Source organism: Rahnella sp. CFA14(1/10), assembly GCF_004195095.1.
GTDB classification, from domain to species: domain Bacteria; phylum Pseudomonadota; class Gammaproteobacteria; order Enterobacterales; family Enterobacteriaceae; genus Rahnella; species Rahnella perminowiae.
In genome coordinates this window covers 57,005-79,932 of the sequence record NZ_SEWS01000007.1, presented here as the reverse complement: position 1 = coordinate 79,932, position 22,928 = coordinate 57,005, and the positions used below count along the sequence as shown (strand labels likewise).

Annotated in this window: 16 protein-coding genes; 13 read left to right on the top strand and 3 right to left on the bottom strand. The window is 53.3% G+C overall.

The window, feature by feature from the left end:
* The first annotated feature begins 48 nt into the window (after positions 1-48).
* Positions 49-1,356 (top strand): amino acid deaminase, encoded by a 1,308-nt coding sequence (locus EVX52_RS15025; RefSeq protein WP_129991599.1) that lies wholly within the window; start codon positions 49-51, stop codon positions 1,354-1,356.
* Between the two features lie 65 nt (positions 1,357-1,421).
* Here EVX52_RS15025 and barA read toward each other — a convergent pair whose 3' ends face one another.
* Entirely contained in the window at positions 1,422-4,172 is a 2,751-nt protein-coding gene (gene barA, locus EVX52_RS15020) for a two-component sensor histidine kinase BarA (RefSeq protein ID WP_129954559.1), read from the bottom strand.
* 63 nt (positions 4,173-4,235) lie between these two features.
* On the opposite strand from barA, the gene rlmD reads away from it, so the two are divergent.
* From rlmD to eno, 5 genes are all read left to right on the top strand, one after another.
* A complete protein-coding gene (gene rlmD / locus EVX52_RS15015) occupies positions 4,236-5,606 on the top strand; it encodes a 23S rRNA (uracil(1939)-C(5))-methyltransferase RlmD (RefSeq protein WP_129991598.1) in 1,371 nt (456 codons plus the stop codon).
* Positions 5,607-5,615: 9 nt separating this feature from the next.
* The gene (gene relA / locus EVX52_RS15010) at positions 5,616-7,853 is read left to right on the top strand and encodes a GTP diphosphokinase (RefSeq protein ID WP_129954563.1); all 2,238 of its coding nucleotides are present in this window, start codon (positions 5,616-5,618) and stop codon (positions 7,851-7,853) included.
* 76 nt (positions 7,854-7,929) lie between these two features.
* On the top strand, positions 7,930-8,733 hold the full coding sequence (gene mazG, locus EVX52_RS15005; RefSeq protein ID WP_129954565.1) for a nucleoside triphosphate pyrophosphohydrolase: 804 nt from the start codon (positions 7,930-7,932) through the stop codon (positions 8,731-8,733).
* Between the two features lie 347 nt (positions 8,734-9,080).
* Positions 9,081-10,718, top strand: coding sequence for a glutamine hydrolyzing CTP synthase (gene pyrG, locus EVX52_RS15000; RefSeq protein ID WP_013573994.1), 1,638 nt, complete (start codon positions 9,081-9,083; stop codon positions 10,716-10,718).
* A gap of 75 nt (positions 10,719-10,793) precedes the next feature.
* Entirely contained in the window at positions 10,794-12,098 is a 1,305-nt protein-coding gene (gene eno, locus EVX52_RS14995; protein ID WP_129954567.1) for a phosphopyruvate hydratase, read from the top strand.
* 87 nt (positions 12,099-12,185) lie between these two features.
* Here eno and EVX52_RS14990 read toward each other — a convergent pair whose 3' ends face one another.
* On the bottom strand, positions 12,186-12,986 hold the full coding sequence (locus EVX52_RS14990) for a MurR/RpiR family transcriptional regulator (RefSeq protein WP_205951610.1): 801 nt from the start codon (positions 12,984-12,986) through the stop codon (positions 12,186-12,188).
* A gap of 204 nt (positions 12,987-13,190) precedes the next feature.
* On the opposite strand from EVX52_RS14990, the gene EVX52_RS14985 reads away from it, so the two are divergent.
* From EVX52_RS14985 to queE, 3 genes are all read left to right on the top strand, one after another.
* Positions 13,191-14,744, top strand: a complete 1,554-nt coding sequence (locus EVX52_RS14985; protein WP_129991597.1) for a PTS transporter subunit EIIC — start codon at positions 13,191-13,193, stop codon at positions 14,742-14,744.
* A gap of 8 nt (positions 14,745-14,752) precedes the next feature.
* On the top strand, positions 14,753-15,442 hold the full coding sequence (locus EVX52_RS14980) for an N-acetylmannosamine-6-phosphate 2-epimerase (RefSeq protein ID WP_205951611.1): 690 nt from the start codon (positions 14,753-14,755) through the stop codon (positions 15,440-15,442).
* Between the two features lie 97 nt (positions 15,443-15,539).
* The gene (gene queE, locus EVX52_RS14975) at positions 15,540-16,211 is read left to right on the top strand and encodes a 7-carboxy-7-deazaguanine synthase QueE (protein ID WP_129954633.1); all 672 of its coding nucleotides are present in this window, start codon (positions 15,540-15,542) and stop codon (positions 16,209-16,211) included.
* Positions 16,212-16,341: 130 nt separating this feature from the next.
* Here the strand turns inward: queE and queD are convergent, their stop codons facing one another.
* Positions 16,342-16,701 (bottom strand): 6-carboxytetrahydropterin synthase QueD, encoded by a 360-nt coding sequence (queD, locus tag EVX52_RS14970; protein WP_113877448.1) that lies wholly within the window; start codon positions 16,699-16,701, stop codon positions 16,342-16,344.
* A gap of 168 nt (positions 16,702-16,869) precedes the next feature.
* Between queD and EVX52_RS14965 the strand changes: the two genes are divergently transcribed.
* From EVX52_RS14965 to EVX52_RS14950, 4 genes are all read left to right on the top strand, one after another.
* Entirely contained in the window at positions 16,870-17,865 is a 996-nt protein-coding gene (locus EVX52_RS14965) for a hypothetical protein (protein ID WP_129991596.1), read from the top strand.
* 335 nt (positions 17,866-18,200) lie between these two features.
* Positions 18,201-20,003, top strand: a complete 1,803-nt coding sequence (cysJ, locus tag EVX52_RS14960) for an NADPH-dependent assimilatory sulfite reductase flavoprotein subunit (protein ID WP_129991595.1) — start codon at positions 18,201-18,203, stop codon at positions 20,001-20,003.
* Positions 20,004-20,148: 145 nt separating this feature from the next.
* Entirely contained in the window at positions 20,149-21,885 is a 1,737-nt protein-coding gene (gene cysI / locus EVX52_RS14955; protein WP_129991654.1) for an assimilatory sulfite reductase (NADPH) hemoprotein subunit, read from the top strand.
* A 24-nt stretch (positions 21,886-21,909) separates the two neighbouring features.
* Entirely contained in the window at positions 21,910-22,647 is a 738-nt protein-coding gene (locus EVX52_RS14950; protein WP_129954579.1) for a phosphoadenylyl-sulfate reductase, read from the top strand.
* Positions 22,648-22,928: the final 281 nt, after the last annotated feature.

Sequence of the window (22,928 nt, the reverse complement as noted above, 5' to 3'; positions counted from 1 at the left end):
GCAGTTTTACGTTAGGTTTTAAAGACATTCGCCAATGAGAAAACACGTATGTCAGAGACTGATTTTTCACAGCAGCCGGTTAATACACACACGAAAGGTCTGGGGCCGTTGCGCGCCGGTGCACGTATGGGCGATATCCGTGAACAGGGCTGGAATATCCTGCGTGAAGATGTCAGCCTGCCGGTGGCCGTACTGCTCGAAGAACGAATCGAACACAACCTTGCCTGGATGCGTGAGTTTATCCAGCGCTATCAGTTGAAACTGGCACCTCATGGCAAAACGACCATGAGCCCTGAACTGTATCAGATGCAGCTGGAATTCGGCGCTTGGGGTATCACGCTGGCGACACCTCCCCAGGTCAGCGCGGCGTTTGCTCACGGCGTGCGTAAAATCATTATGGCGAATCAGCTGGTGGGGAAAGGCAACATGGCGATAATCGCCGGTCTGATGCGTGCAGACACTGCCTTTGATTTTACCTGTATTGTGGATTCGGCCGAAAATGCCGACGCGCTCGGGCATTACTTCTCCAGCAATCAGTTGAAACTGCGGGTGATGTTTGAATACGGTATCGCGGGCGGGCGTACCGGTATCCGGACAGAACAGCAGGAAGCCGACGTGCTGGCGGCGGTAAAACGCTGGCCGCAATCGCTGGCGCTGGTGGGCGTCGAGCTTTATGAAGGCGTGAGCAATGATGAAGCGGTGATCCGCGGCTTCCTGCGTCACGTGATGGCGCGCACCGAAGCGCTGGCAAAGGCCGGAGAATTTGCCGAGCCACGGGTTATTTTAACCGGCGCAGGTTCTGCCTGGTTTGATGTGGTGGCGGAGGAACTGACACGAAAAGAAACGCATCTGGATGCTGAAAAACGCTACACGCTGGATATTATTCTTCGCTCAGGCTGTTATGTGACGCACGATGTTGGCGCGTATCAGGCCGCGCTGGAACGCATGCAAACCAGCAATCCTGTCGCGCGTGAAATGAACAGCAGCTTACAGCCGGCGTTGCAGGTCTGGGCGGCCGTGCAGTCTTTGCCGGAACCGGGCAGGGCGATTATCGCGCTCGGCAAACGTGATGCCGGTTATGACGCCGGATACCCGAAAGCCGCCGGACATTTTCGTCCGCGCAGTGCCACGCAGGCAGGATACACCACGGTAGTGCCGGCACCTGACGACTGGAAAGTGTTCGCGATGATGGATCAGCATGCGTTTATGTCGATCCCGGAAGGGGCAGATTTGAAAGTCGGCGATATGCTGGTGTTTGATATCTGCCATCCGTGCCTGACTTTTGACAAATGGCGTCATCTGCTGCTGGTGAACGAACAGTGGGATGTCACGGGCGCGGTAACGACCTGGTTCTGAGGAACATCATCTGACAGTCTGTAAAAACGCCCGGGCCGGGCGTTAATCTTGTTACTGTCGTATTGCTAGCGGGGTAAATAGGCCACTGCCGCACGCTTGACGTTGTCAATTTCATCAAGCAATTCAAACCATTCCGGTTCGAGTATTTCCACGCTGACACCCTGACGCAGCTGTTGTTCAATGTAGAAACACAGTTGCTTAAGGCGCGGCACACCGCTGTAGCTGCAACTGCCATGAAGCTTATGGATCAGCGCCAGAATATCGTTGTCCGGTTCGCCGCGGGTGACGGCTTCCACCCGTTCTGCCACCTGGGGCAGGAATTCCACCAACATTTGCAACAAATCCTGAGCCAGCGCAACTTTATTGGCTGACTGACTCAGCGCCAGTTGCCAGTCGAGCGTGCTGATCGGCGCGAGTGACTCGCTGGCCTGTAACGGTGAATCCAGTTGTGTCTGATGCTGATGGTGGCGTGACAGGACATTTTTCAGCATGCTTTCATCAATGGGTTTAGACAGATAATCGTCCATGCCCAGTTTCAGTAACTGTTCACGTTCGCCGCTCAGCGAGTGCGCAGTGACTGCCACGACCGGTGTGTTGGTATGTCTTGCCATCTGGTGGATGATTTCGCTGGCACGGATGCCGTCGATATCCGGCATCTGAATATCCATCAGAATAATGTCGAGATCGGTATGACGGGCAACCTCGATGGCTTCTTCACCACTGTGGCAAAGCACGGTGGTTTCCACCAGTTCTTCCAGCAAGGCGCCAATCAGTTTAAGGTTTGCCGGATTGTCATCCACCGCCATGGCGGTCAGCGGCAGGCGCGAGGTCTTGTCTTCATCATTGCCGATCACCCTGACGGAAGGCTGCTGTTGGTGCAGCAACAACGGCAGCAGGCGGATGCTCGACATCGGTTTAATCAGACAGGCCTGAACGCCACGTCTTTTCAATTCTTCGGCATTCACCTGGAACTGACTCGGCAACGCCAGCAGAAGATGCTGTGTCATGCCCAGCACTTTCTGTAATTTACCGTCGTAGTCTGCGGGAACCTGATCCTGTTTGACCGGAATGCTGCACAACATGATGTCATACCACGGATCAGGGAGCGCAGTCAGCGTGGTGCGATGCGTAACGTCCAGGGGGGTGGCCTGCAGGATTTCCATCGTGGCTTTCGCCGCCGCCGGGTTGGCTTCAACATAGGCCAGACGTTTGCCTTCAAGATGACTCATGGAGACCGGCGTGATATGACGGTTTTCATTCAGCTCAAGTGTCACGTGGAACCAGAAGGTCGAACCGCGGTTTATCTGGCTATAGAAACTGATGTCTCCGCCCATTTCTTTCACCAGACGCTGGGTGATCACCAGCCCTAATCCGGTGCCGCCATGCCGGCGCGAAATGCTGGCATCTGCCTGACGGAAAGCCTGGAACAGTTGTGACTGCTGACGTTCGGAAATCCCGATGCCGGTGTCGTGGATTTGCACTTCCAGTTCCACCTGCAAATTGTTCTGCGAACGCAGTTCGACATTAATGTCGATGTTGCCGGTTTCGGTAAATTTAATGGCATTTCCCAGCAAGTTAGTCACAACTTGCTGCATGCGCATCGGATCGCCCAGCACGTTTTCCGGCACGTTGTTGTGGACGTTCAGCGTCAGTTCCAGACCTTTATCATGCGCGGTATGCGCCAGCAAAATAACCACTTCATCGAGCATTTCACGCAGCGAGAACGGAATATGTTCCAGCACCAGTTTGCCGGCTTCCAGCTTGGAGAAATCCAGCACGTCATTAATGATGGTTAGCAGATGATTCGCGGAACGCTCAATGGTTTGCAGATAGTCTGCCTGTGTTGGCGAAAGCGGTGTTTTCAGTGTCTGGCGGGTAAAACCGATCACGCCATTAAGCGGTGTACGCAACTCGTGGGACATGTTCGCCAGGAATTCAGATTTGATACGCGCCGCTTCCTGTGCGCGTTTCTTCGCCAGATCCAACTCGACGTTCTGTATTTCCATCTGCTCCAGCGTTTCGCGCAGGTCTGACGTAGCCTGATCGATATTCTGTTGTACTTCTTCATGATAGGCCGTCAGTGACATCGCCATCGAGTTAATGCCGTTTTTCAGCATACTCAGTTCGCCCGGCATGTTGCCTTCCACGCGGCTGTCGAGTTGCCCGCGGCGGATACGGTCAACGGTATTCACCATATTACGGATCGGCCCTGTCACGTCGCGCATCAGGCGGTAAGCGAACAGCGTGGCAATACCCAGACACAGCAACAACAGCATGGTGGAAACGAACGCTTCCTGATATTGCGCCAGTTTTACCGAACGTAAATCCAGTTCAATAGCAATGTAACCCAGACGATTGTCCGGCGAGGCGCTGAACGTCTCATCATCGGCTTCTGTATGATTTTCGGCCTGAATAGGCGTGCGCAGGATCAGTACATCGCCGGAGCGGGTTTTCGTCAGCTCACGGGGAATGTCTTCGACGCGTTTTACCTGCAACGGACTGCCGTCATGCTGGCTGGTCGAACTGGCAAACAGTTTGTTCGCGCCATCAAATACACTGATGCTGCGTACAATATCAGAATGATTGCGGTGCAGGCGGCTGATCAGCCGTTTGACCGGTTCGCGTTCCCGGAACGTCATGCCATATTCGCTTGCGACTGCCAGAGGCTCGATAATGCTGGCTCCGGCTTCTGTCAGCTGGTTTTGCAACTCGTTGTAGCGGTGCACCACGAAGAAGGTGCTGAGCAGCAAACCGATCATTAAGGTCGGTGCCAGGATCAGGATCATCATCCGTGCGCGAAGGCTATATTTGGTCATGAGGTTCCAATGTGGGAGAATTAGCTAAAGTAAGCTTAATAAACCAGCGTGTAATCGACAATAATGGCTCAATTCTACTCTCCGAACCGTCGTGTGACGACCCGGCAAACGATAACTGTGACCGCTACCGACCTGGATGCTTTCGGGCAAGGTGTGGCGCGTCACAATGGCAAAGCCGTATTTGTCAGTGGCTTACTGCCCGGTGAACAGGCAGACGTCACTTTAACAGAAGATAAAAGTAAGTACGCCAAAGGTAAGCTGAAGCGTTTGCTGACCACCAGCGATGATCGGGTAAAACCGGTGTGTCCGCACTATGCGACCTGTGGCGGATGTCAGCAACAGCATGCCAGCGAAGCGCTGCAACAGCGCAGTAAATCGGCGGCGTTATTACGTCTGATTTCACGGGAAACCGGTATTGAGGCACAACCGCAACCGGTGATTGCGGGCCCGCAATACGGTTATCGCCGCCGTGCGCGTCTCGGATTGCAAATCGCGGGCGTTAAGCCCGGGCGTAAAGCGGGTCCGGCAAATGGCACGCTGATAATGGGGTTTCGTCAGGAAGGCTCAAACGATCTGGTGGCGGTGACCCGTTGTCCGGTGCTGCGGCCTGAACTGGAGCAACTGCTGGTACCGGTGCAGGCATGTTTGTCGTCATTATCGGCGGCGAAGCGTCTCGGACATCTGGAAATGGTGCTGGCGGATAACGGCCCGCTGTTGGTGCTGCGTCATCTTGATCCGCTCAGTGAGGCCGATCGCGCGCGCCTGACGACGTTTGCGGTGCAACATCAGTTAACGATTTTTCTGGCCCCTGACAGTGAGAGGCTGGAGCTTTTGTGCGGGGAGACACCTTATTATCAGATTGAGGGTCTGGATCTGAAATTTGGCCCGCGCGATTTTATTCAGGTAAATGACGTCGTTAACCAGCAAATGGTGGCGCAGGCCCTGGCGTGGCTGGAACTGACGCCGGAAGATCGCGTGCTGGATTTGTTCTGCGGGATGGGGAATTTCACCCTTCCGCTGGCAAAAAGAGCTAAGCAGGTTGTCGGCGTCGAAGGTGTTGCTACACTGGTGGCGAATGGGCAAGATAATGCCCGGAATAATGGATTACTTAATGCGTCCTTCTTTCATGAGAATCTGGAAGATGATGTCAGTAAACAACCCTGGGCGGCACAAGGTTTCAATAAAATCTTGCTGGATCCTGCCCGTGGTGGCGCTGCTGGCGTCATGACGCATATCGTTAAGCTTGCCCCGGCGCGTGTGGTGTATGTGTCATGCAATCCCACAACATTGGCGCGGGACAGTAAAATTTTGTTGGAGGCGGGTTATCGCTTGGCTCAGGTGCGTATGCTGGATATGTTCCCGCACACCGGGCATCTTGAATCGATGGCTCTGTTTATCAACCCGTCTGACACAGGTGTTGTGTCAGAAACGTAGGGAGAGGGTATGGTTGCGGTAAGAAGTGCACATCTGAATACGGCTGGCGAGTTCGCGCTCGACGACTGGATCAGCAGTTTAGGACTGTCCAGCCAGCAATCATGTGAGCGTTTAGCCGAAACCTGGCGCTACTGCGAGCAACAAACGCAGGGCCATCCTGACGCTTCGTTGCTGCTGTGGCGCGGTCTGGAGATGGTTGAAATCCTCTCGACCCTCAGTATGGATAACGACAGTATGCGCGCGGCGCTTCTGTTCCCGCTGGTTGATGACGGCATCATCGACGAAGATACTCTGACTCAACAGTTCGGCAAGGGCATTACTGATCTGGTACACGGCGTACGTGACATGGACGCCATCCGCCAGCTGAAAGCCACGCAAAACGACTCTATGGCCTCCGAGCAGGTGGATAATGTCCGCCGCATGCTGCTGGCGATGGTGGAAGATTTCCGCTGCGTGGTGCTGAAACTGGCTGAGCGTATCGCCCATCTGCGCGAAGTGAAAGATGCACCGGAAGAAGAGCGCGTACTGGCGGCCAAAGAATGTACCAATATTTATGCGCCCCTGGCCAACCGTCTGGGTATCGGTCAGCTAAAGTGGGAGCTGGAAGACTTTTGCTTCCGTTATCTGCACCCTGACGAATACAAGCGTATTGCCAAACTGCTGCACGAGCGTCGTATTGATCGTGAGCAGTATATCGACGATTTTGTGTCGACCGTTAAAAACGCGATGGCCGAAGAGGGCATTAAAGTCGATGTTTACGGACGCCCCAAGCATATCTACAGCATCTGGCGCAAGATGCAGAAAAAATCGCTGTCCTTTGACGAACTCTTCGACGTGCGCGCCGTGCGTATCGTGGTGGAGCGCTTACAGGATTGCTATGCCGCGTTAGGGATTGTACACACCCATTTCCGCCATCTGCCGGATGAGTTCGACGATTACGTCGCCAACCCGAAACCGAACGGTTATCAGTCGATTCACACCGTGGTGTTAGGGCCGCGCGGGAAAACGCTGGAAGTGCAGATCCGCACCCGTCAGATGCATGAAGATGCTGAACTGGGCGTCGCAGCGCACTGGAAATACAAAGAAGGCACCGCCGTCGTCGGTGGCCGCAGCGGGGGCTACGAAGGTCGTATTGCCTGGCTGCGTAAACTGATTGCGTGGCAGGAAGAGATGGCCGATTCGGGCGAAATGCTCGATGAAGTGCGCAGCCAGGTCTTCGACGACCGTGTGTACGTGTTTACGCCAAAAGGCGACGTCATCGATCTGCCGATGGGTTCCACGCCGCTCGATTTTGCTTACCACATCCACAGCGATGTCGGTCACCGGTGTATCGGGGCGAAAATCGGCGGCCGCATTGTGCCGTTTACCTATCAGTTGCAAATGGGCGATCAGATTGAAATCATCACCCAGAAGCATGCGAACCCAAGCCGTGACTGGCTGAATCCGAGCCTCGGTTATGTTACGACCAGCCGCGGACGTTCGAAAATTCAAAACTGGTTCCGTAAACAGGATCGCGATAAGAATATTATTGCCGGTAAGCAAATCCTCGATGACGAACTGGACCGGCTGGATATCAGCATCAAAGATGCCGAGAAACTGCTGCTGCCACGCTATAACGTTAACTCGCTCGATGAAGTGTTGGCGGCGATCGGGAACGGCGATATCCGCCTGAATCAGATGGTGAACTTCCTGCAATCGCAGCTGAAAAAGCCGAGTGCGGAAGAACTGGACAAAGAAGCGCTGCGCCAGCTGACGCAGAAAACCACGCCGCCACCGACCCGCAGCAAAGACAATGGCCGCGTGGTGGTTGAAGGTGTGGGCAATCTGATGCACCACATTGCACGCTGCTGCCAGCCGATACCGGGCGACGAAATCGTGGGTTACATTACTCAGGGACGCGGAATTTCAATCCACCGTGCCGATTGTGATCAACTGGAAGATTTACGCTCAAATGCCCCGGAACGCGTGGTTGATGCAGTGTGGGGCGAAAGCTATTCCAGCGGGTATTCACTGGTCGTGCGTGTCGTCGCCAATGACCGCAGCGGTTTGCTGCGCGATATCACCACCATTCTGGCCAATGAAAAAGTGAATGTTCTCGGCGTGGCCAGCCGCAGCGATACCCGTCAGCAACTGGCAACTATCGATATGGATATCGAGATCTACAACCCGCAGGTTCTGGGGCGTGTGATTGCCAAACTGAACCAGTTGCCGGATGTGATTGAAGCCAAACGACTTCATGGCAGTTGATTACCTGCTTCTAAGGCCCGTTCGACGGGCCTTTTCTTTTTTGCTTCTGACAACCTTTTAAAAACGGACAGATCTTATGACCGAATCTTCTTTGCAACGCCTGCTCACCATTATGAAAACCCTGCGCGACCCGCAAGCGGGTTGTCCATGGGATAAAGAGCAAACTTTCGAGACGATCGCCCCGTACACGCTGGAAGAAACCTACGAAGTGCTGGATGCCATTGCCCGCAAAGATTACGACGATGTGCGCGACGAACTGGGCGATTTACTGTTTCAGGTGGTGTTTTACGCACAGATGGGCAGTGAACAGGGGTTGTTTGAATTTGACGATATCTGCAATGCCATTTCAGATAAATTAGAGCGCCGTCATCCGCAAATTTTTGGGCAGGAAGCAGCCTGGTCGAAAGACGCCAGCAGCAAAGACGTACTGGTCAAATGGGAGGCGCGCAAGGCGCAGGAGCGGGCGGAGAAATCCCTGCATTCAGCGCTCGATGATATTCCTTCCGCCCTCCCTGCGCTGATGAAAGCGCACAAAATCCAGAAGCGCTGTTCGAATGTCGGCTTCGACTGGACGACGCTCGGACCGGTTCTCGACAAAGTGTACGAAGAAATCGATGAAGTGATGTTCGAAGCGCGTCAGGTGGTGATTGATGAAGAAAAGCTCGGCGAGGAAATAGGGGATTTGCTGTTTGCGACCGTTAATCTCTCACGCCATTTGGGTCATAAAGCGGAAGATGCATTGCAGGCGGCCAACCGCAAGTTTGAGCGCCGTTTCAGGCAGGTCGAGGAAATTATCCGTGAAAAAGGCTTAAACATGGAGGAGGCGACGCTTGAACAGATGGAAGCCGCCTGGCAACAGGTGAAAAAGCGGGAAGGCTGAGTTCCACAAGGGACTTTGATCGGAAACAATATCTGCACAAGCTGAAACGGTTAAGCTCAGTACTCTGGACGGCTTAACCGGCTGATCTGCGGCAGTAAAGTCCAACAAATTGAAATCTAAGATGTTTTAGCATGTCATGCGAGCAACACAGCACTTTTAATAAGGTAACTGGTTGTTTTTGAAAGAATGAAAGAACAGGGCCGGCAGGGTTAACCCTGGTGAACGGACGGTAAGGAAAACGATGATGGACAGCAAAACGTTTATTTGTGGCGCACACAAGGTTCCGGTATACTGTTTTCCCGTCTTGGTTACTCCATCATCTTTAAACCTAACCTCTCAGGTTCAGCATGACAACTAATTATATTTTTGTGACCGGCGGGGTCGTATCCTCTCTGGGTAAAGGCATTGCCGCAGCCTCTCTGGCGGCTATTCTTGAAGCCCGTGGCCTCAACGTGACCATCATGAAACTGGACCCGTATATCAACGTGGATCCGGGTACGATGAGCCCAACTCAACACGGCGAAGTCTTTGTTACCGAAGATGGCGCTGAAACCGATCTCGATCTGGGTCACTACGAGCGTTTCATCCGTACCAAGATGACTCGCCGCAACAACTTCACCACGGGCCGTATTTATTCTGACGTGCTGCGCAAAGAGCGCCGCGGCGATTATCTCGGCGCAACCATTCAGGTTATCCCGCACATCACCAACAACATCAAAGAACGGATCATTGAAGGTGGCGAAGGACACGATGTTGTGTTGGTTGAAATTGGCGGTACTGTCGGTGATATCGAATCCCTGCCGTTCCTGGAAGCGATTCGTCAGATGGCGGTTGAAGTCGGCCGTGAGCACACATTGTATATGCACCTGACGCTGGTGCCTTACATGGCCGCTGCCGGTGAAGTGAAAACCAAACCGACTCAGCACTCAGTGAAAGAATTGCTGTCTATTGGTATTCAGCCAGACGTGCTGATCTGCCGCTCTGATCGCGCTGTGCCTGCCAACGAACGTGCAAAAATCGCGTTGTTCTGTAACGTGCCGGAAAAAGCGGTTATTTCTCTTAAAGATGTTGATTCTATTTATAAAATACCGGCGCTCTTGAAATCTCAGGGGCTGGACGATTATATTTGTAAACGTTTCAGCATCAATGCGCCGGAAGCCAACTTGTCCGAATGGGAACAGGTGGTTTACGAAGAGGCCAATCCGGGCGGTGAAGTCACTATCGGTATGGTGGGTAAGTACATTGAGCTGCCAGATGCGTATAAATCTGTGATTGAAGCGCTCAAACACGGCGGCCTGAAAAATCGACTGACCGTGAATATCAAACTTATTGATTCACAAGATGTCGAAACCCGTGGCGTCGAAGTGCTGAAAGGTCTGGATGCTATCCTTATCCCGGGTGGCTTTGGTTACCGTGGTGTTGAAGGAAAAGTAGCCACAGCGCGTTATGCACGTGAAAATAACATTCCTTATCTGGGCATTTGTCTGGGTATGCAGGTTGCACTGATTGAATTCGCCCGTAATGTCGCGGGTATGGAGAATGCCAACTCTACCGAATTTGTGCCAGACTGTAAGTTCCCGGTGGTTGCTCTCATCACCGAATGGCGCGATGAAGAAGGTAACGTTGAAGTGCGTTCCGAAGACAGTGATTTAGGCGGTACCATGCGTGTAGGTGGGCAGCAATGTCACCTGAACGACGGTAGCCTGGTTCGTGAGATGTACGGCGAGCCGACAATAGTTGAACGCCATCGTCACCGTTACGAAGTGAACAATATGCTGCTGAAACAAATCGAAGCCGCAGGTTTACGCGTAGCCGGTCGCTCTGGCGATAAGCAACTGGTGGAAATCATTGAGCTGCCGAATCATCCATGGTTTGTCGCTTGCCAGTTCCATCCAGAATTTACGTCAACGCCGCGTGATGGTCATCCGTTGTTTGCAGGCTTTGTGAAGGCTGCCGGTGAGTATCAGAAGCGTCAGGTAAAATAAAATACCGGGGAAACGACGTGTCTCAGGCACGTCGTTTAACTGAAGCTTTAGTTAACTTGTACTGAGGAAATCCTAATGTCCAAAATCGTTAAAGTCATCGGTCGTGAAATCATCGACTCCCGTGGTAACCCGACCGTAGAAGCTGAAGTTCATCTGGAAGGCGGTTTTGTTGGTCTGGCTGCTGCGCCATCTGGTGCTTCTACCGGTTCCCGCGAAGCGCTGGAACTGCGTGACGGTGACAAATCCCGTTTCCTGGGCAAAGGCGTACTGAAAGCCGTTGCTGCTGTAAACGGTCCTATCGCTCAGGCTGTAACCGGTAAAGACGCTAAAGACCAGGCTAACATCGACAAGATCATGATTGATCTGGACGGTACCGAGAACAAATCTAAGTTCGGTGCTAACGCGATTCTGGCTGTTTCCCTGGCTGCTGCTAAAGCTGCTGCTGCTTCTAAAGGTCTGCCACTGTACGCACACATTGCAGAACTGAACGGCACTCCGGGCAAATATTCTATGCCACTGCCTATGATGAACATCATCAATGGCGGCGAACACGCTGACAACAACGTTGATATTCAAGAGTTCATGATCCAGCCTGTTGGCGCCAAAACGCTGAAAGAAGCTATCCGCATGGGTTCAGAAGTGTTCCACACTCTGGCTAAAGTGCTGAAATCTAAAGGCATGGGTACTGCTGTAGGTGACGAAGGTGGCTATGCGCCAAACCTGGGTTCTAACGCCGAAGCTCTGGCTGTTATCGCTGAAGCGGTAAAACAAGCAGGTTACGAGCTGGGTAAAGACGTGACTCTGGCAATGGACTGTGCGGCATCTGAATTCTACAAAGACGGTAAATACGTTCTGGCCGGCGAAGGCAACAAAGCTTTCACCTCTGAAGAATTCACTCACTTCCTGGAAGAGCTGACCAAACAGTATCCAATCGTGTCTATCGAAGACGGTCTGGACGAATCTGACTGGGATGGTTTCGCTTACCAGACTAAAGTTCTGGGCGACAAAATCCAGCTGGTGGGCGACGATTTGTTCGTAACCAACACCAAGATCCTGAAAGAAGGTATCGATAAAGGCATCGCTAACTCCATCCTGATCAAATTCAACCAGATCGGTTCTCTGACCGAAACTCTGGCTGCGATCAAAATGGCGAAAGACGCTGGCTACACTGCCGTTATCTCTCACCGTTCAGGCGAAACTGAAGATGCTACCATCGCCGATCTCGCGGTGGGTACTGCTGCAGGCCAGATCAAAACCGGTTCTATGAGCCGTTCTGACCGTGTTGCTAAATACAACCAGCTGATCCGTATCGAAGAAGCGCTGGCGGCTGCGGGTACTCCTGCTCCGTTCAACGGTCTGAAAGAAGTGAAAGGTCAGTAATTACTGCGCCTGTAACGCTTTCTTAAAACCCGCTCCGGCGGGTTTTTTTATGCCTGTAATTCAGGGGAAAGTGCGGAAATCGCTGGCTTAGAGCAATAAGGAAAGCGTGGCACTCGCACTGTGTTCGCTGGCCTGCAGGTAATCCGGGGAGAGGGTTAGCAGCTGATTTATCAGTATTTCCACCAGCAACATTCCGCCGACTTTTGATGTTAATAATCCCGCTGTCAGTGGGCCTTCAGGTTTGGCGGCCACCAGTAATATATCGGCCAGCGAGGAAAGCGGGCTGTGCAGCGTATTGCTGATGCCGATGACCGTGGTGCCCTGACGCTTCGCCAGCGCGGCGGCGTGCAAGACATCTTTCGTTGAACCTGAGCTGGAAATGACCACCACAACATCCTGACCGTCCAGACTCACCGCATTCATCGCAGCGCGGTGCATATCGGCGAAACATTGCGACGCTTTGCCCAGGCGCAGCAGCTTGTAACCCAGATAGTCGGCCACGATAGCGCTGGCGGCGACACCATACACCTGCACGGAGCGTGCATGATGAATGTGCGATGCGGCGCCCGCCACCACCTGACGATCGAGCAGCTTTCCGGTATCACGCAGGGCGGTGATGCTGTCTTCGATAAGTGTCTGAATATCATCATTGCCTTCAGCCGGGTGCAATGCCGGAGTTTGGCGCGTCTCAAGTGCGAGACCCATCTTAAATTCAGTAAACCCTTTGCAACCCAGCTGGCGGCAAAGCCGCGTGACACTGGCTTCACTGGTATCACTCTCCCGCGCCAGTTCAGTGATGGTCAGGTAAAGCACGCGCTGCGGCTGTTCCAGCACAAAACTGCCCAGCTTGTGCAGTGTGGGGCTGTAATTCTCCAGCCCCTGACGCATGCGCAGTAACAGCGTGCCTGTTTCCTTGGTCTGACTCACTGTGTTCTCCTCAGAATAATTGACCTGACTAGTTTGGCTGATGTGACGCCGTTAACGCCAGAAGAATTCCGTATTGATCACCGGGCACATTAGATGGTAATTATTATTTTATTTATATAGTGTGGTGAAAATAATTATCACAACAACACAACGCGGAGTCATCTCATGTCAATATTCAATGGTTCAGGGGGCGGGGCCTGGTTCGAAAGAGCCCAAAAGTTTGGCAAGTCTTTCATGTTGCCTATCGCTATTTTGCCCGCTGCCGGATTGCTGTTGGGGATTGGCGGGGCACTTTCTAATCCCAATACGTTAACGGCGTATCCGTTTTTGAATATCCCGGCCTTGCAGGCGATTTTCACCGTCATGGCCAGTGCCGGATCGATCGTCTTTGCCAATCTGGCTGTGCTGTTTGCCGTCGGTGTCGCCGTCGGACTGGCCCGCAGTGATAAAGGAACTGCCGGTTTGTCCGCACTGCTGGGGTATCTGGTGATGAACGCGACCATCAACGCCATTTTGATCCTCAGGGGGCAACTCGCGACCAGCAATCTGAGTGCGGCAGGGCAGGGGATGGCGCTCGGTATCCAGACGCTGGAAACCGGCGTGTTTGGCGGTGTGGTGATTGGGCTCGTGACGTGGTGGCTCCATCACCGTTATAACAAAATCGAATTACCGCAGTTTCTCGGCTTTTTTGGCGGTTCCCGCTTTGTGCCGATCATCAGCTCCGTCGCGGCTATTGTCGTTGGAGCGGTAATGTTCTTCATCTGGCCACACTTCCAGAAAGTGATTTTTGGCATGGGCGGGCTGGTGGATGCGACGGGTTACCTCGGCACCTTCATTTACGGTTTTGTGCTGCGTATGCTTGGCCCGTTCGGCCTGCATCATATTTTCTATCTGCCTTTCTGGACCACCGCACTTGGTGGCACCGAAGTGGTCAACGGACATCTGGTGGAAGGCACGCAGCGGATCTTCTTTGCCCAGCTGGCAGACCCCAATACGCAGCAGTTTTATATCGGTACTTCACGGTTTATGTCCGGGCGCTTCATTACCATGATGTTTGGCCTGGTGGGTGCCTGTCTGGCGATGTATCACACGGCGCGGCCTGAGAATAAAAAGCGCGTCGCCGGGCTGCTGCTTTCGGCGGCACTGACCTCATTCCTGACCGGGATCACCGAACCTATCGAGTTTTCGTTCCTGTTTGTCGCACCAATGCTGTATGTCCTGCACGCGGTGTTCGATGGTCTGGCATTTATGATTGCCCACATTTTGCAGATCACCATCGGACAGACTTTTTCCGGTGGCTTTATCGATTTCATTCTGTTCGGGGTCTTACAGGGGGAAAGCAAAACTCACTGGATGTATGTCCCGCTGGTCGGCGTGCCGTGGTTTGCCCTTTACTACTTCTCTTTCCGTTATCTCATCAGGCGCTTCAACTTGAAAACGCCGGGGCGTGATGAGGCTGAAATTCAGCAGGACAACGTCGTGACCGATCGCGCCGGGATCATTATTGAAGCACTTGGCGGCGCGTCCAACATCGCGGAGCTGGATTGTTGTGCAACGCGTTTACGCATTAGCGTCCGTCAGGCCGCTAAAGTGGATGAAAAGATGCTGAAGGCCAGCGGTGCGCGTGCCGTGCTGATGCGCGGGAACGGTATTCAGGTCATCTACGGGCCGCATGTCACGATTATTAAAAATGAAATTGAGGAGATGTTGGGAGTATGAATCAGTCAATGTTAACGACCGTCAGGGGACAGTTGATCGTGTCCTGTCAGGCGCTGGATGACGAACCGCTGCACAGCGATTTTATTATGAGCCGCATGGCGCTTGCCGCTCTGCAGGGCGGCGCAGCGGGGATCCGGGCTAACAGTGCCACGGATGTGAAAGCCATTCGCGCCACTGTTCCGCTGCCGGTTATCGGCATCATTAAGCGTGATTATCCGGCAAGCGATGTCTACATTACCGCCACCCTGGCGGAAGTGCGCGAGCTGATGGCCGTTGCACCGGATATGATCGCGATGGATGCCACTACCCGTCAGCGCCCGGGGGACATGCAACTTGCGGCGCTGGTGCATCGTATTCGTGAGGAGTTCCCGGCGCTATTGCTTATGGCGGATATCTCAACCTTAGAAGAAGCGCTGAACGCGCAGACTTTAGGTTTTGATTGTATCGGCACAACATTGCATGGCTATACTCAGGAGACACAGGGTCATAAACTCTGGCATGACGACTTCGCCTTCCTGCGACAAGTGCTGGCGCGGTGCAGGACGCCGGTCATTGCCGAGGGAAACGTGGAAACACCTGAAATGGCGGCACGGTGTTTAGCACTTGGCGCGCATGCTGTTGTGGTCGGGGGGGCAATCACCCGCCCGCAGCAGATCACGCAACGCTTTACTGACGCTATTCACTCTCCGGGCCGATAAACATTTTTACAGACACTCCCGCTGCGCCCTCTGTTTGGCGCAGCGCCTGTGATCTGCGATAATGCGTGCTGACTTTTTTGAGATGGCTGAGAAACTGATGCAGTACCCGATTAATGAGATGTTCGAAACCCTGCAAGGGGAAGGCTATTTTACCGGTGTGCCGGCGATTTTTGTGCGCCTGCAAGGCTGTCCTGTAGGGTGCAGCTGGTGCGACACCAAACACACCTGGGATAAAATTGCCGATCGGGAAGTCGATATGCAGCGCATTTTGATCAAAACCGAAGAAAGTGATGCCTGGGGCAATGCTACCTCAGAACAATTGCTTGAGGTTATCACACAGCAAGGTTACACCGCCCGCCATGTGGTGATCACCGGCGGCGAGCCATGCATTTATGATCTCACCGGACTGACGTCATTGCTGGAAAAAAACGGTTTCAGTTGCCAGATTGAAACCAGTGGCACGCATGAAGTGCGTTGTTCAGTGAATACCTGGGTGACCGTTTCGCCGAAAGTGAATATGCGCGGGGGGTACGACATTCTGCCGCAGGCACTGAAACGTGCAGATGAAGTGAAACATCCGGTGGCGCGTCAGCGTGATATCGACGCACTGGATGCCTTGCTTGAAACACTGACTGACAGCAAAGCGCGTATTATTGCCTTGCAGCCGATCAGTCAAAAAGAAGACGCCACCAAACTTTGCATCGCAACCTGTATTGCTAGGAACTGGCGACTGTCGATGCAAACGCACAAATATTTAAATATCGCCTGATACCCAGCATCCTTCGCACTACCTCTGCGCTGGCTGCTTTCATTCACCCCAGTCATTGACGATTGTCAGCGCCGGGGGAATCATTCAATTGCCGCGCGGACATCGCACGAAGGATTGTGGGTATCCTGCGTTAGCCTTTATAAACGCAGCCTGCTGTGCAGGTTTCTTTGACGCGCACGGCGCTGAGCAGTGGCAGCTTAGGTTTCATCTCGTTCCAGATCCACGCGGCCAGCACTTCGCTGGTCGGGTTTTCTAAACCCGGAATGTCGTTCAGATTATAGTGATCGAGACGATCCAGCGTCGGATTAAACGCAGCTTTCAGATCGGCGAAATCCATCACCCAGCCAGTATGCGGATCCACTTCACCGGTGATTTCTAAACGGACGGTGAAAGAGTGGCCGTGTAGCCTTCCGCACTTATGCCCGGCAGGCACATGGGGTAAATGGTGGGCGGCTTCAAACTGAAAATCTTTAAACAATGTGGTGGTCATAAGGCAGTCTCGTTGCTCGAAAAAACGCGGCATAGTACCGGAATACCCGCTTACGTGCCATGACTTAACTGCGCTTTTCTTCACCAAATCCTGACTTCTCCTCTCTTTACTCTACCCGCATTGCTGGCTTACAGTGAGCCAGTAGAAACTAACCTGTTGAGATAGTGAATGATTACTGTGCTTCGTTGCGCTGTTCTGGCGCTGTTGTTCTCTGCCGGTGTACGGGCAGAAACCACGGTGCCTGCTCAGGAGCCCGCGTCTGCTGCGGCTAAACCGGTGGTGAAAACCTCTCAGGTTGTCAAAACTCCGGTCAGTAAAGCGCCTCTGATTTTCCCGCCAGGATCCGGGGTGATGCATATCGCACTGGCACCGGGCAAAAAGCCGCTGGACGTTTTCACCTATCAACCGGTCGGTGCGGATGAGACGACGCCGGTAGTCATGGTCATGACCGGCGTTGACCGTAATGCAGCCACGTATCGCAATGACTGGATGACCGTCGCCGATCAATATCATTTGCGCGTCATCGTGCCACATTTCAGCGAGCAGGATTTCCCCGGTGCGGCGGGATATAACCTGGGCAACCTGACGGACAGCAAAACGCATCGTCGCCTGCCGAAATCGCAGTGGGCGTTCAGTATTGTCGATAATCTGTTTACGACGCTGCAAAAACAGGGCATCACCCGCCAGAAACAGTACTATTTGTTTGGTAACAGTGCGGGCTGCCAGTTTGTCCACCGTATGCTGACGCTGTTGCCTGAGCCGAATGTCAAAGCTGCAGTCTGTGCCGCCGCGGGCTGGTGGACATTGCCGGATACCGATCAGCGCTGGCCTTACGGTTTACGTGAAGCGCCGGTAGTGGTCAGTCAGCAGCAACTTAATGATTATTTTGCCAAACCGGTGCTGATTGCCGTCGGGGCTGAAGACGATGATCCTGAGAATCATCTGCTGCGTAAATCCAAGCAGGCGATGGCGCAAGGCACTAACCGGCTGGAACGCGCCGAGAGTTATTTCACCACGTCCCAGCAACGCGCTGAACAGAACAACACGCCGTTTAACTGGCACTTTATGGATTTGTCAGACATCGGTCACAGCGGCAGTAAAATGTCGGTATTTGCCGCAGGTCAGTTTGCGTGGTTTGAGCAGCACAATGCTTTCCATCTTTAAAAAGTCTTCAATCCTGAAAAAAATTCATCACCCCGCTCCGGCGGGGTTTTTCTTTATGTATCCGGCACTTTGCAGAGAGCCTGAGAACAGCGAAGAAAATTTTTAGCGATTTCAGTATGATAAAAATCGTCGCTTACCACTTTTTCAGATAGACCTTACCTCTAAATCCTCTTAGTCATTTTGGTTATTTATTATTTCCATCACTTCTTTAATTGTTATTATCCGCCTCGTTAACCTACATCCTCTGAAAGGTCTTTCCCGCGCGAAAACACACTGTAAAAGGCGCAGGGGGCCGGATTGATGACTTGCTTTTGCATAAGGGAATTCGTACCGCGATGACGACTCAGGCTCCTCCAACTTCACTGCTCCCGCTGACCCCCGAGCAAATGGCCCGCCTTCAATCGGCGATTGGTGATTACTCACCGACTCAGATGGCCTGGCTGTCCGGATATTTCTGGGGCAGGGTGAATCAGCAACCGGGCGCGGTTGCAGCGCCTGCTCCGGCACAGACTGCCGCGTCGGTAACCCTGATTTCCGCCTCGCAAACGGGTAACGCCCGCCGTGTTGCCGAGCAACTGCGTGATGACCTGATCGCCGCGAAAATTAACGTTAATCTGGTGAATGCCGGTGACTATAAATTCAAACAAATCGGCCAGGAAAAGCTGCTGCTGATTGTGGCCTCTACTCAGGGCGAAGGCGAGCAGGCGGAAGAAGCGGTCGCGCTGCATAAATTCCTGCAATCCAAAAAAGCGCCAAACATGAAAGACACCGCCTTTGCGGTGTTTGCGCTGGGTGATACCTCTTATGAATTCTTCTGTCAGGCGGGTAAAGACTTCGATACCCGTCTGGGCGAACTGGGGGCAGAACGCCTGTTAGACCGCGTTGATGCTGACGTTGAATATAAAGAAGCCGCCGAAAACTGGCGTAAACGTATTGTCGATGTGCTCAAACAGCGCGTACCGGCTGACACTGCGGCGCAGGCGGCTCCGACGCTGGCAGGCAGTGTGAATCAGGTCGACAGCAGCCCTTATACGAAAGAAGCGCCGCTGACCGCGACACTTTCCGTTAATCAGAAAATTACCGGCCGCGATTCTGACAAAGACGTTCGTCATCTGGAAATTGATCTCGGCGATTCCGGTCTGCGTTACCAGCCGGGCGATGCGCTGGGGATCTGGTTTGAAAACGATCCGCAACTGGTGCAGGAAATCGTTGAACTGCTGTGGCTGAAAGGCGATGAAATCGTTGAGGTGAACGATAAAAAACTGCCGCTTTCACAGGCCCTGCAACATCACATTGAACTGACCCAGAACACGACACCGATTATTGAAAAATACGCCGCGCTGTGCCGCGACGAACATCTGACCGGTTTACTGGCCGATAAACCTGCGCTTCAGCAATACGCACAGACCGTACCGTTTGCTGACATGGTACGCCGCGCACCGACGGAGCTGGATGCACAGCAACTGGTGGATTTACTGCGTCCGCTGACACCGCGCCTGTATTCGATTGCCTCCTCGCAGGCTGAAACCGAAACAGAAGTGCATATTACCGTGGGGGTGGTGCGTTACGAAATCGACGGGCGTTCACGCTCCGGTGGCGCTTCAGGTTTCCTGGCCGATCGCCTGGAAGAAGACGGCGAAGTGAAAGTTTTCATCGAGCATAACGACAACTTCCGCCTGCCAGCGGATCCTGAAAAGCCGGTCATTATGATCGGGCCGGGCACCGGTATTGCGCCGTTCCGCGCTTTCATTCAGCAGCGAGATAACGACGGAGCTACCGGCAAAAACTGGTTATTCTTCGGTAACCCGCACTTTACCGATGATTTTCTCTATCAGGTTGAATGGCAACGTTACGTCAAGGACGGCCTGCTGACGAATATCTCCCTGGCATGGTCACGCGATCAGGCTGAAAAAGTATACGTACAGGACAAACTGCGTGAGCAGGGAGCCGAAGTCTGGCAATGGTTGCAGGAAGGCGCGCATGTGTATGTTTGTGGCGATGCCAACCGTATGGCGAAGGACGTCGAGCAGGCATTACTGGAAATCATTGCGCAATATGGCGAAATGGATCTGGAAACGGCCGACGAATATCTCAGTGAATTGCGCCTTGATCGCCGTTATCAGCGTGATGTGTACTAATGCCCTGCATCCTTCAAATTACAGGGGTGTTGGCTTCCTTCAATCACCCGATGAACTGACTTGAGTCAGTTCATCGGGATTCCTTCAGTTGCCGCCTACCTGCAACTCGAATGATTTTGGGCATAATGTTATGAGTGAAAAAATGATGAGCAATAAGTTGTGGAGTGAACTCAATCCCGGCCCCGGCCCGCTGATCGTCGATGCCCCGCTGGCTGACGCTGAACGTCTGAAGAAGGAAAGTAATTTCCTGCGCGGGACGATTGCCGATGATTTAAAAGACGGCCTGACCGGCGGCTTCAACGGTGACAACTTCCTGCTGATCCGCTTCCACGGCATGTATCAGCAGGATGACCGTGATATCCGTGCTGAACGCGCTGAACAGAAACTGGAACCGCGCCACGCCATGATGCTGCGTTGCCGCTTGCCGGGCGGAGTGATGACACCTGCGCAGTGGCTGGGGATCGACAAATTTGCCGAAGACAGCACGCTGTATGGCAGCATCCGTATTACTAACCGTCAGACATTCCAGTTCCACGGCATCCTGAAACCGAACGTTAAACCGGTGCATCAGTTGCTCAATAAACTCGGACTGGATGCGCTGGCGACCGCCAATGACGTTAACCGTAACGTATTGTGTACGTCTAATCCGGTGGAATCTGAACTGCATCAGGAAGCGTATCAGTGGGCGAAGAAAATTTCCGAGCATCTGCTGCCGCGCACCCGTGCTTACGCTGAAGTGTGGCTGGATCAGGAAAAAGTTGAAACCACCGATGAAGAGCCGATTCTGGGTGCGACTTATCTGCCACGTAAGTTCAAAACAACGGTCGTGATCCCGCCACAAAATGACGTGGATTTGCACGCCAACGACCTGAACTTCGTGGCGATTGCGGATAACGGTAAACTGGTCGGTTTCAATGTGCTGGTCGGCGGCGGGCTTTCTATCGCCCATGGTGATAAAGCCACTTATGCGCGTACGGCCAGCGAACTGGGCTTTATTCCGCTGGAGCACACGCTGGCCGTGGCCGAAGCCGTGGTGACCACGCAACGTGACTGGGGTAACCGCACCAACCGTAAAAATGCCAAAACCAAATACACGCTGGAACGCGTCGGCGTACCGGTATTCAAAGCCGAAGTTGAAAAACGCGCCGGTATTCAGTTTGCTGATATCCGCCCTTACGAATTCACCGATCGCGGCGACCGTATCGGCTGGGTAAAAGGTATCGACAACCAATGGCATCTGACGCTGTTTATCGAAAATGGCCGTATTCTCGATTACCCGGGCAAGCCGCTGAAAACCGGACTGGCAGAAATTGCTAAGATCCATAAGGGGGATTTCAGGCTTACTGCTAATCAGAATCTGATCGTGGCCGGTGTGGCTGAAAAAGACAAAGATGCGATCGAAACTCTGGCACGTAATCACGGCCTGATTGACGACAGTGTCACTGAGCAACGTAAAAACTCGATGGCCTGTGTGTCTTATCCGACCTGTCCGCTGGCGATGGCGGAAGCGGAACGTTTCCTGCCTGAATTTGTCACCAAAGTGGAAGGCATCATGCACGGACACGGTGTGGGCGATGAACACATCGTTCTGCGCGTGACCGGTTGTCCGAACGGCTGTGGCCGTGCGCTGCTGGCGGAAATTGGTCTGGTAGGGAAGGCGTTGAACCGTTACAACCTGCACCTCGGCGGTAACCGTGCAGGAACACGTATTCCGCGTATGTATCGTGAAAATATTTCTGATGCAGAGATCCTGAGCATCATTGACGAACTGGTCGGTCGCTGGTCGAAAGAGCGCGAAACCGGTGAAGGCTTTGGTGACTTCGTGATCCGCGCCGGGATCATTAAGCCGGTGCTGGATCCGGCACGCGACTTTTATGACTAAGCGCGATAACCGACTGGAGGCAATATGAGTTTGCTGAATCTTACTCTGGCTGAACTGAATGACATGCCGAAGTCCGGACAATCTATGGCGCTGGCGGAAATTAATGTCAGCCTGGAGAAACTGTCCGCGCAGGAGCGTGTGCAATGGGCGCTGGAAAACATGCCCGGCGAATTCGCGCTGTCTTCCAGCTTCGGCATTCAGGCGGCGGTCTGTCTGCATTTAGTCACTCAGCAAAAACCGGACATTCCGGTGATCCTGACCGATACCGGTTATCTGTTTCCGGAGACGTATCAGTTTATTGATACGTTAACTGAACAGCTAAACCTGAACCTGCAGGTATTCCGCGCTGAACACTCGGCTGCCTGGCAGGAAGCGCGTTACGGCAAACTGTGGGAGCAGGGCGTTGAGGGTATCGAAAAATACAACCACATCAACAAAGTCGAGCCAATGAATCGGGCGATTCAGACGCTGGGTGTGCAGACCTGGTTCGCCGGTCTGCGTCGTGAGCAATCCGGCAGCCGTGCGCATCTGCCGGTGCTGGCGGTACAACGTGGGGTGTTTAAAATCCTGCCAATTATTGACTGGGATAACCGTCAGATTTTCCGTTATCTGCAAGACAACGGCCTGAGCTATCACCCGCTGTGGGATCAGGGCTATCTTTCCGTCGGTGACACGCATACGACGAAAAAATGGGAAGAAGGGATGAAGGAAGAGGATACGCGATTCTTCGGACTCAAACGCGAATGCGGCCTGCACGAATAAATCCCCGTCATACTTCGGGTTGCAGATGCGTTGGCTGCGTTCAGTCGCCCGAATCACTGACTCATGTCAGCTCATCGGGACTTCTTCGCTTGCCGCCTGCCTGCAACCCGAATTATTTAGGGGATTCCTGTTATTAGCGTCTCAACTCCCCCTATTCGGGTTGCAGATGCGTTGGCTGCGTTCAGTCGCCCGAATCACTGACTCATGTCAGCTCATCGGGACTTCTTCGCTTGCCGCCTGCCTGCAACCCGAATTATTTAGGGGATTCCTGTTATTAGCGT

Excerpts from the sequence above, each read along its gene's own strand:
- EVX52_RS15025 (WP_129991599.1), top strand. The coding sequence starts at position 49 with ATGTCAGAGACTGATTTTTCACAGCAGCCGGTTAATACACACACGAAA.
- barA (WP_129954559.1), bottom strand. The coding sequence starts at position 4,172 with ATGACCAAATATAGCCTTCGCGCACGGATGATGATCCTGATCCTGGCA.
- rlmD (WP_129991598.1), top strand. The coding sequence starts at position 4,236 with ATGGCTCAATTCTACTCTCCGAACCGTCGTGTGACGACCCGGCAAACG.
- relA (WP_129954563.1), top strand. The coding sequence starts at position 5,616 with ATGGTTGCGGTAAGAAGTGCACATCTGAATACGGCTGGCGAGTTCGCG.
- mazG (WP_129954565.1), top strand. The coding sequence starts at position 7,930 with ATGACCGAATCTTCTTTGCAACGCCTGCTCACCATTATGAAAACCCTG.
- pyrG (WP_013573994.1), top strand. The coding sequence starts at position 9,081 with ATGACAACTAATTATATTTTTGTGACCGGCGGGGTCGTATCCTCTCTG.
- eno (WP_129954567.1), top strand. The coding sequence starts at position 10,794 with ATGTCCAAAATCGTTAAAGTCATCGGTCGTGAAATCATCGACTCCCGT.
- EVX52_RS14990 (WP_205951610.1), bottom strand. The coding sequence starts at position 12,986 with ATGCGTCAGGGGCTGGAGAATTACAGCCCCACACTGCACAAGCTGGGC.
- EVX52_RS14985 (WP_129991597.1), top strand. The coding sequence starts at position 13,191 with ATGTCAATATTCAATGGTTCAGGGGGCGGGGCCTGGTTCGAAAGAGCC.
- EVX52_RS14980 (WP_205951611.1), top strand. The coding sequence starts at position 14,753 with ATGTTAACGACCGTCAGGGGACAGTTGATCGTGTCCTGTCAGGCGCTG.
- queE (WP_129954633.1), top strand. The coding sequence starts at position 15,540 with ATGCAGTACCCGATTAATGAGATGTTCGAAACCCTGCAAGGGGAAGGC.
- queD (WP_113877448.1), bottom strand. The coding sequence starts at position 16,701 with ATGACCACCACATTGTTTAAAGATTTTCAGTTTGAAGCCGCCCACCAT.
- EVX52_RS14965 (WP_129991596.1), top strand. The coding sequence starts at position 16,870 with ATGATTACTGTGCTTCGTTGCGCTGTTCTGGCGCTGTTGTTCTCTGCC.
- cysJ (WP_129991595.1), top strand. The coding sequence starts at position 18,201 with ATGACGACTCAGGCTCCTCCAACTTCACTGCTCCCGCTGACCCCCGAG.
- cysI (WP_129991654.1), top strand. The coding sequence starts at position 20,149 with ATGAGCAATAAGTTGTGGAGTGAACTCAATCCCGGCCCCGGCCCGCTG.
- EVX52_RS14950 (WP_129954579.1), top strand. The coding sequence starts at position 21,910 with ATGAGTTTGCTGAATCTTACTCTGGCTGAACTGAATGACATGCCGAAG.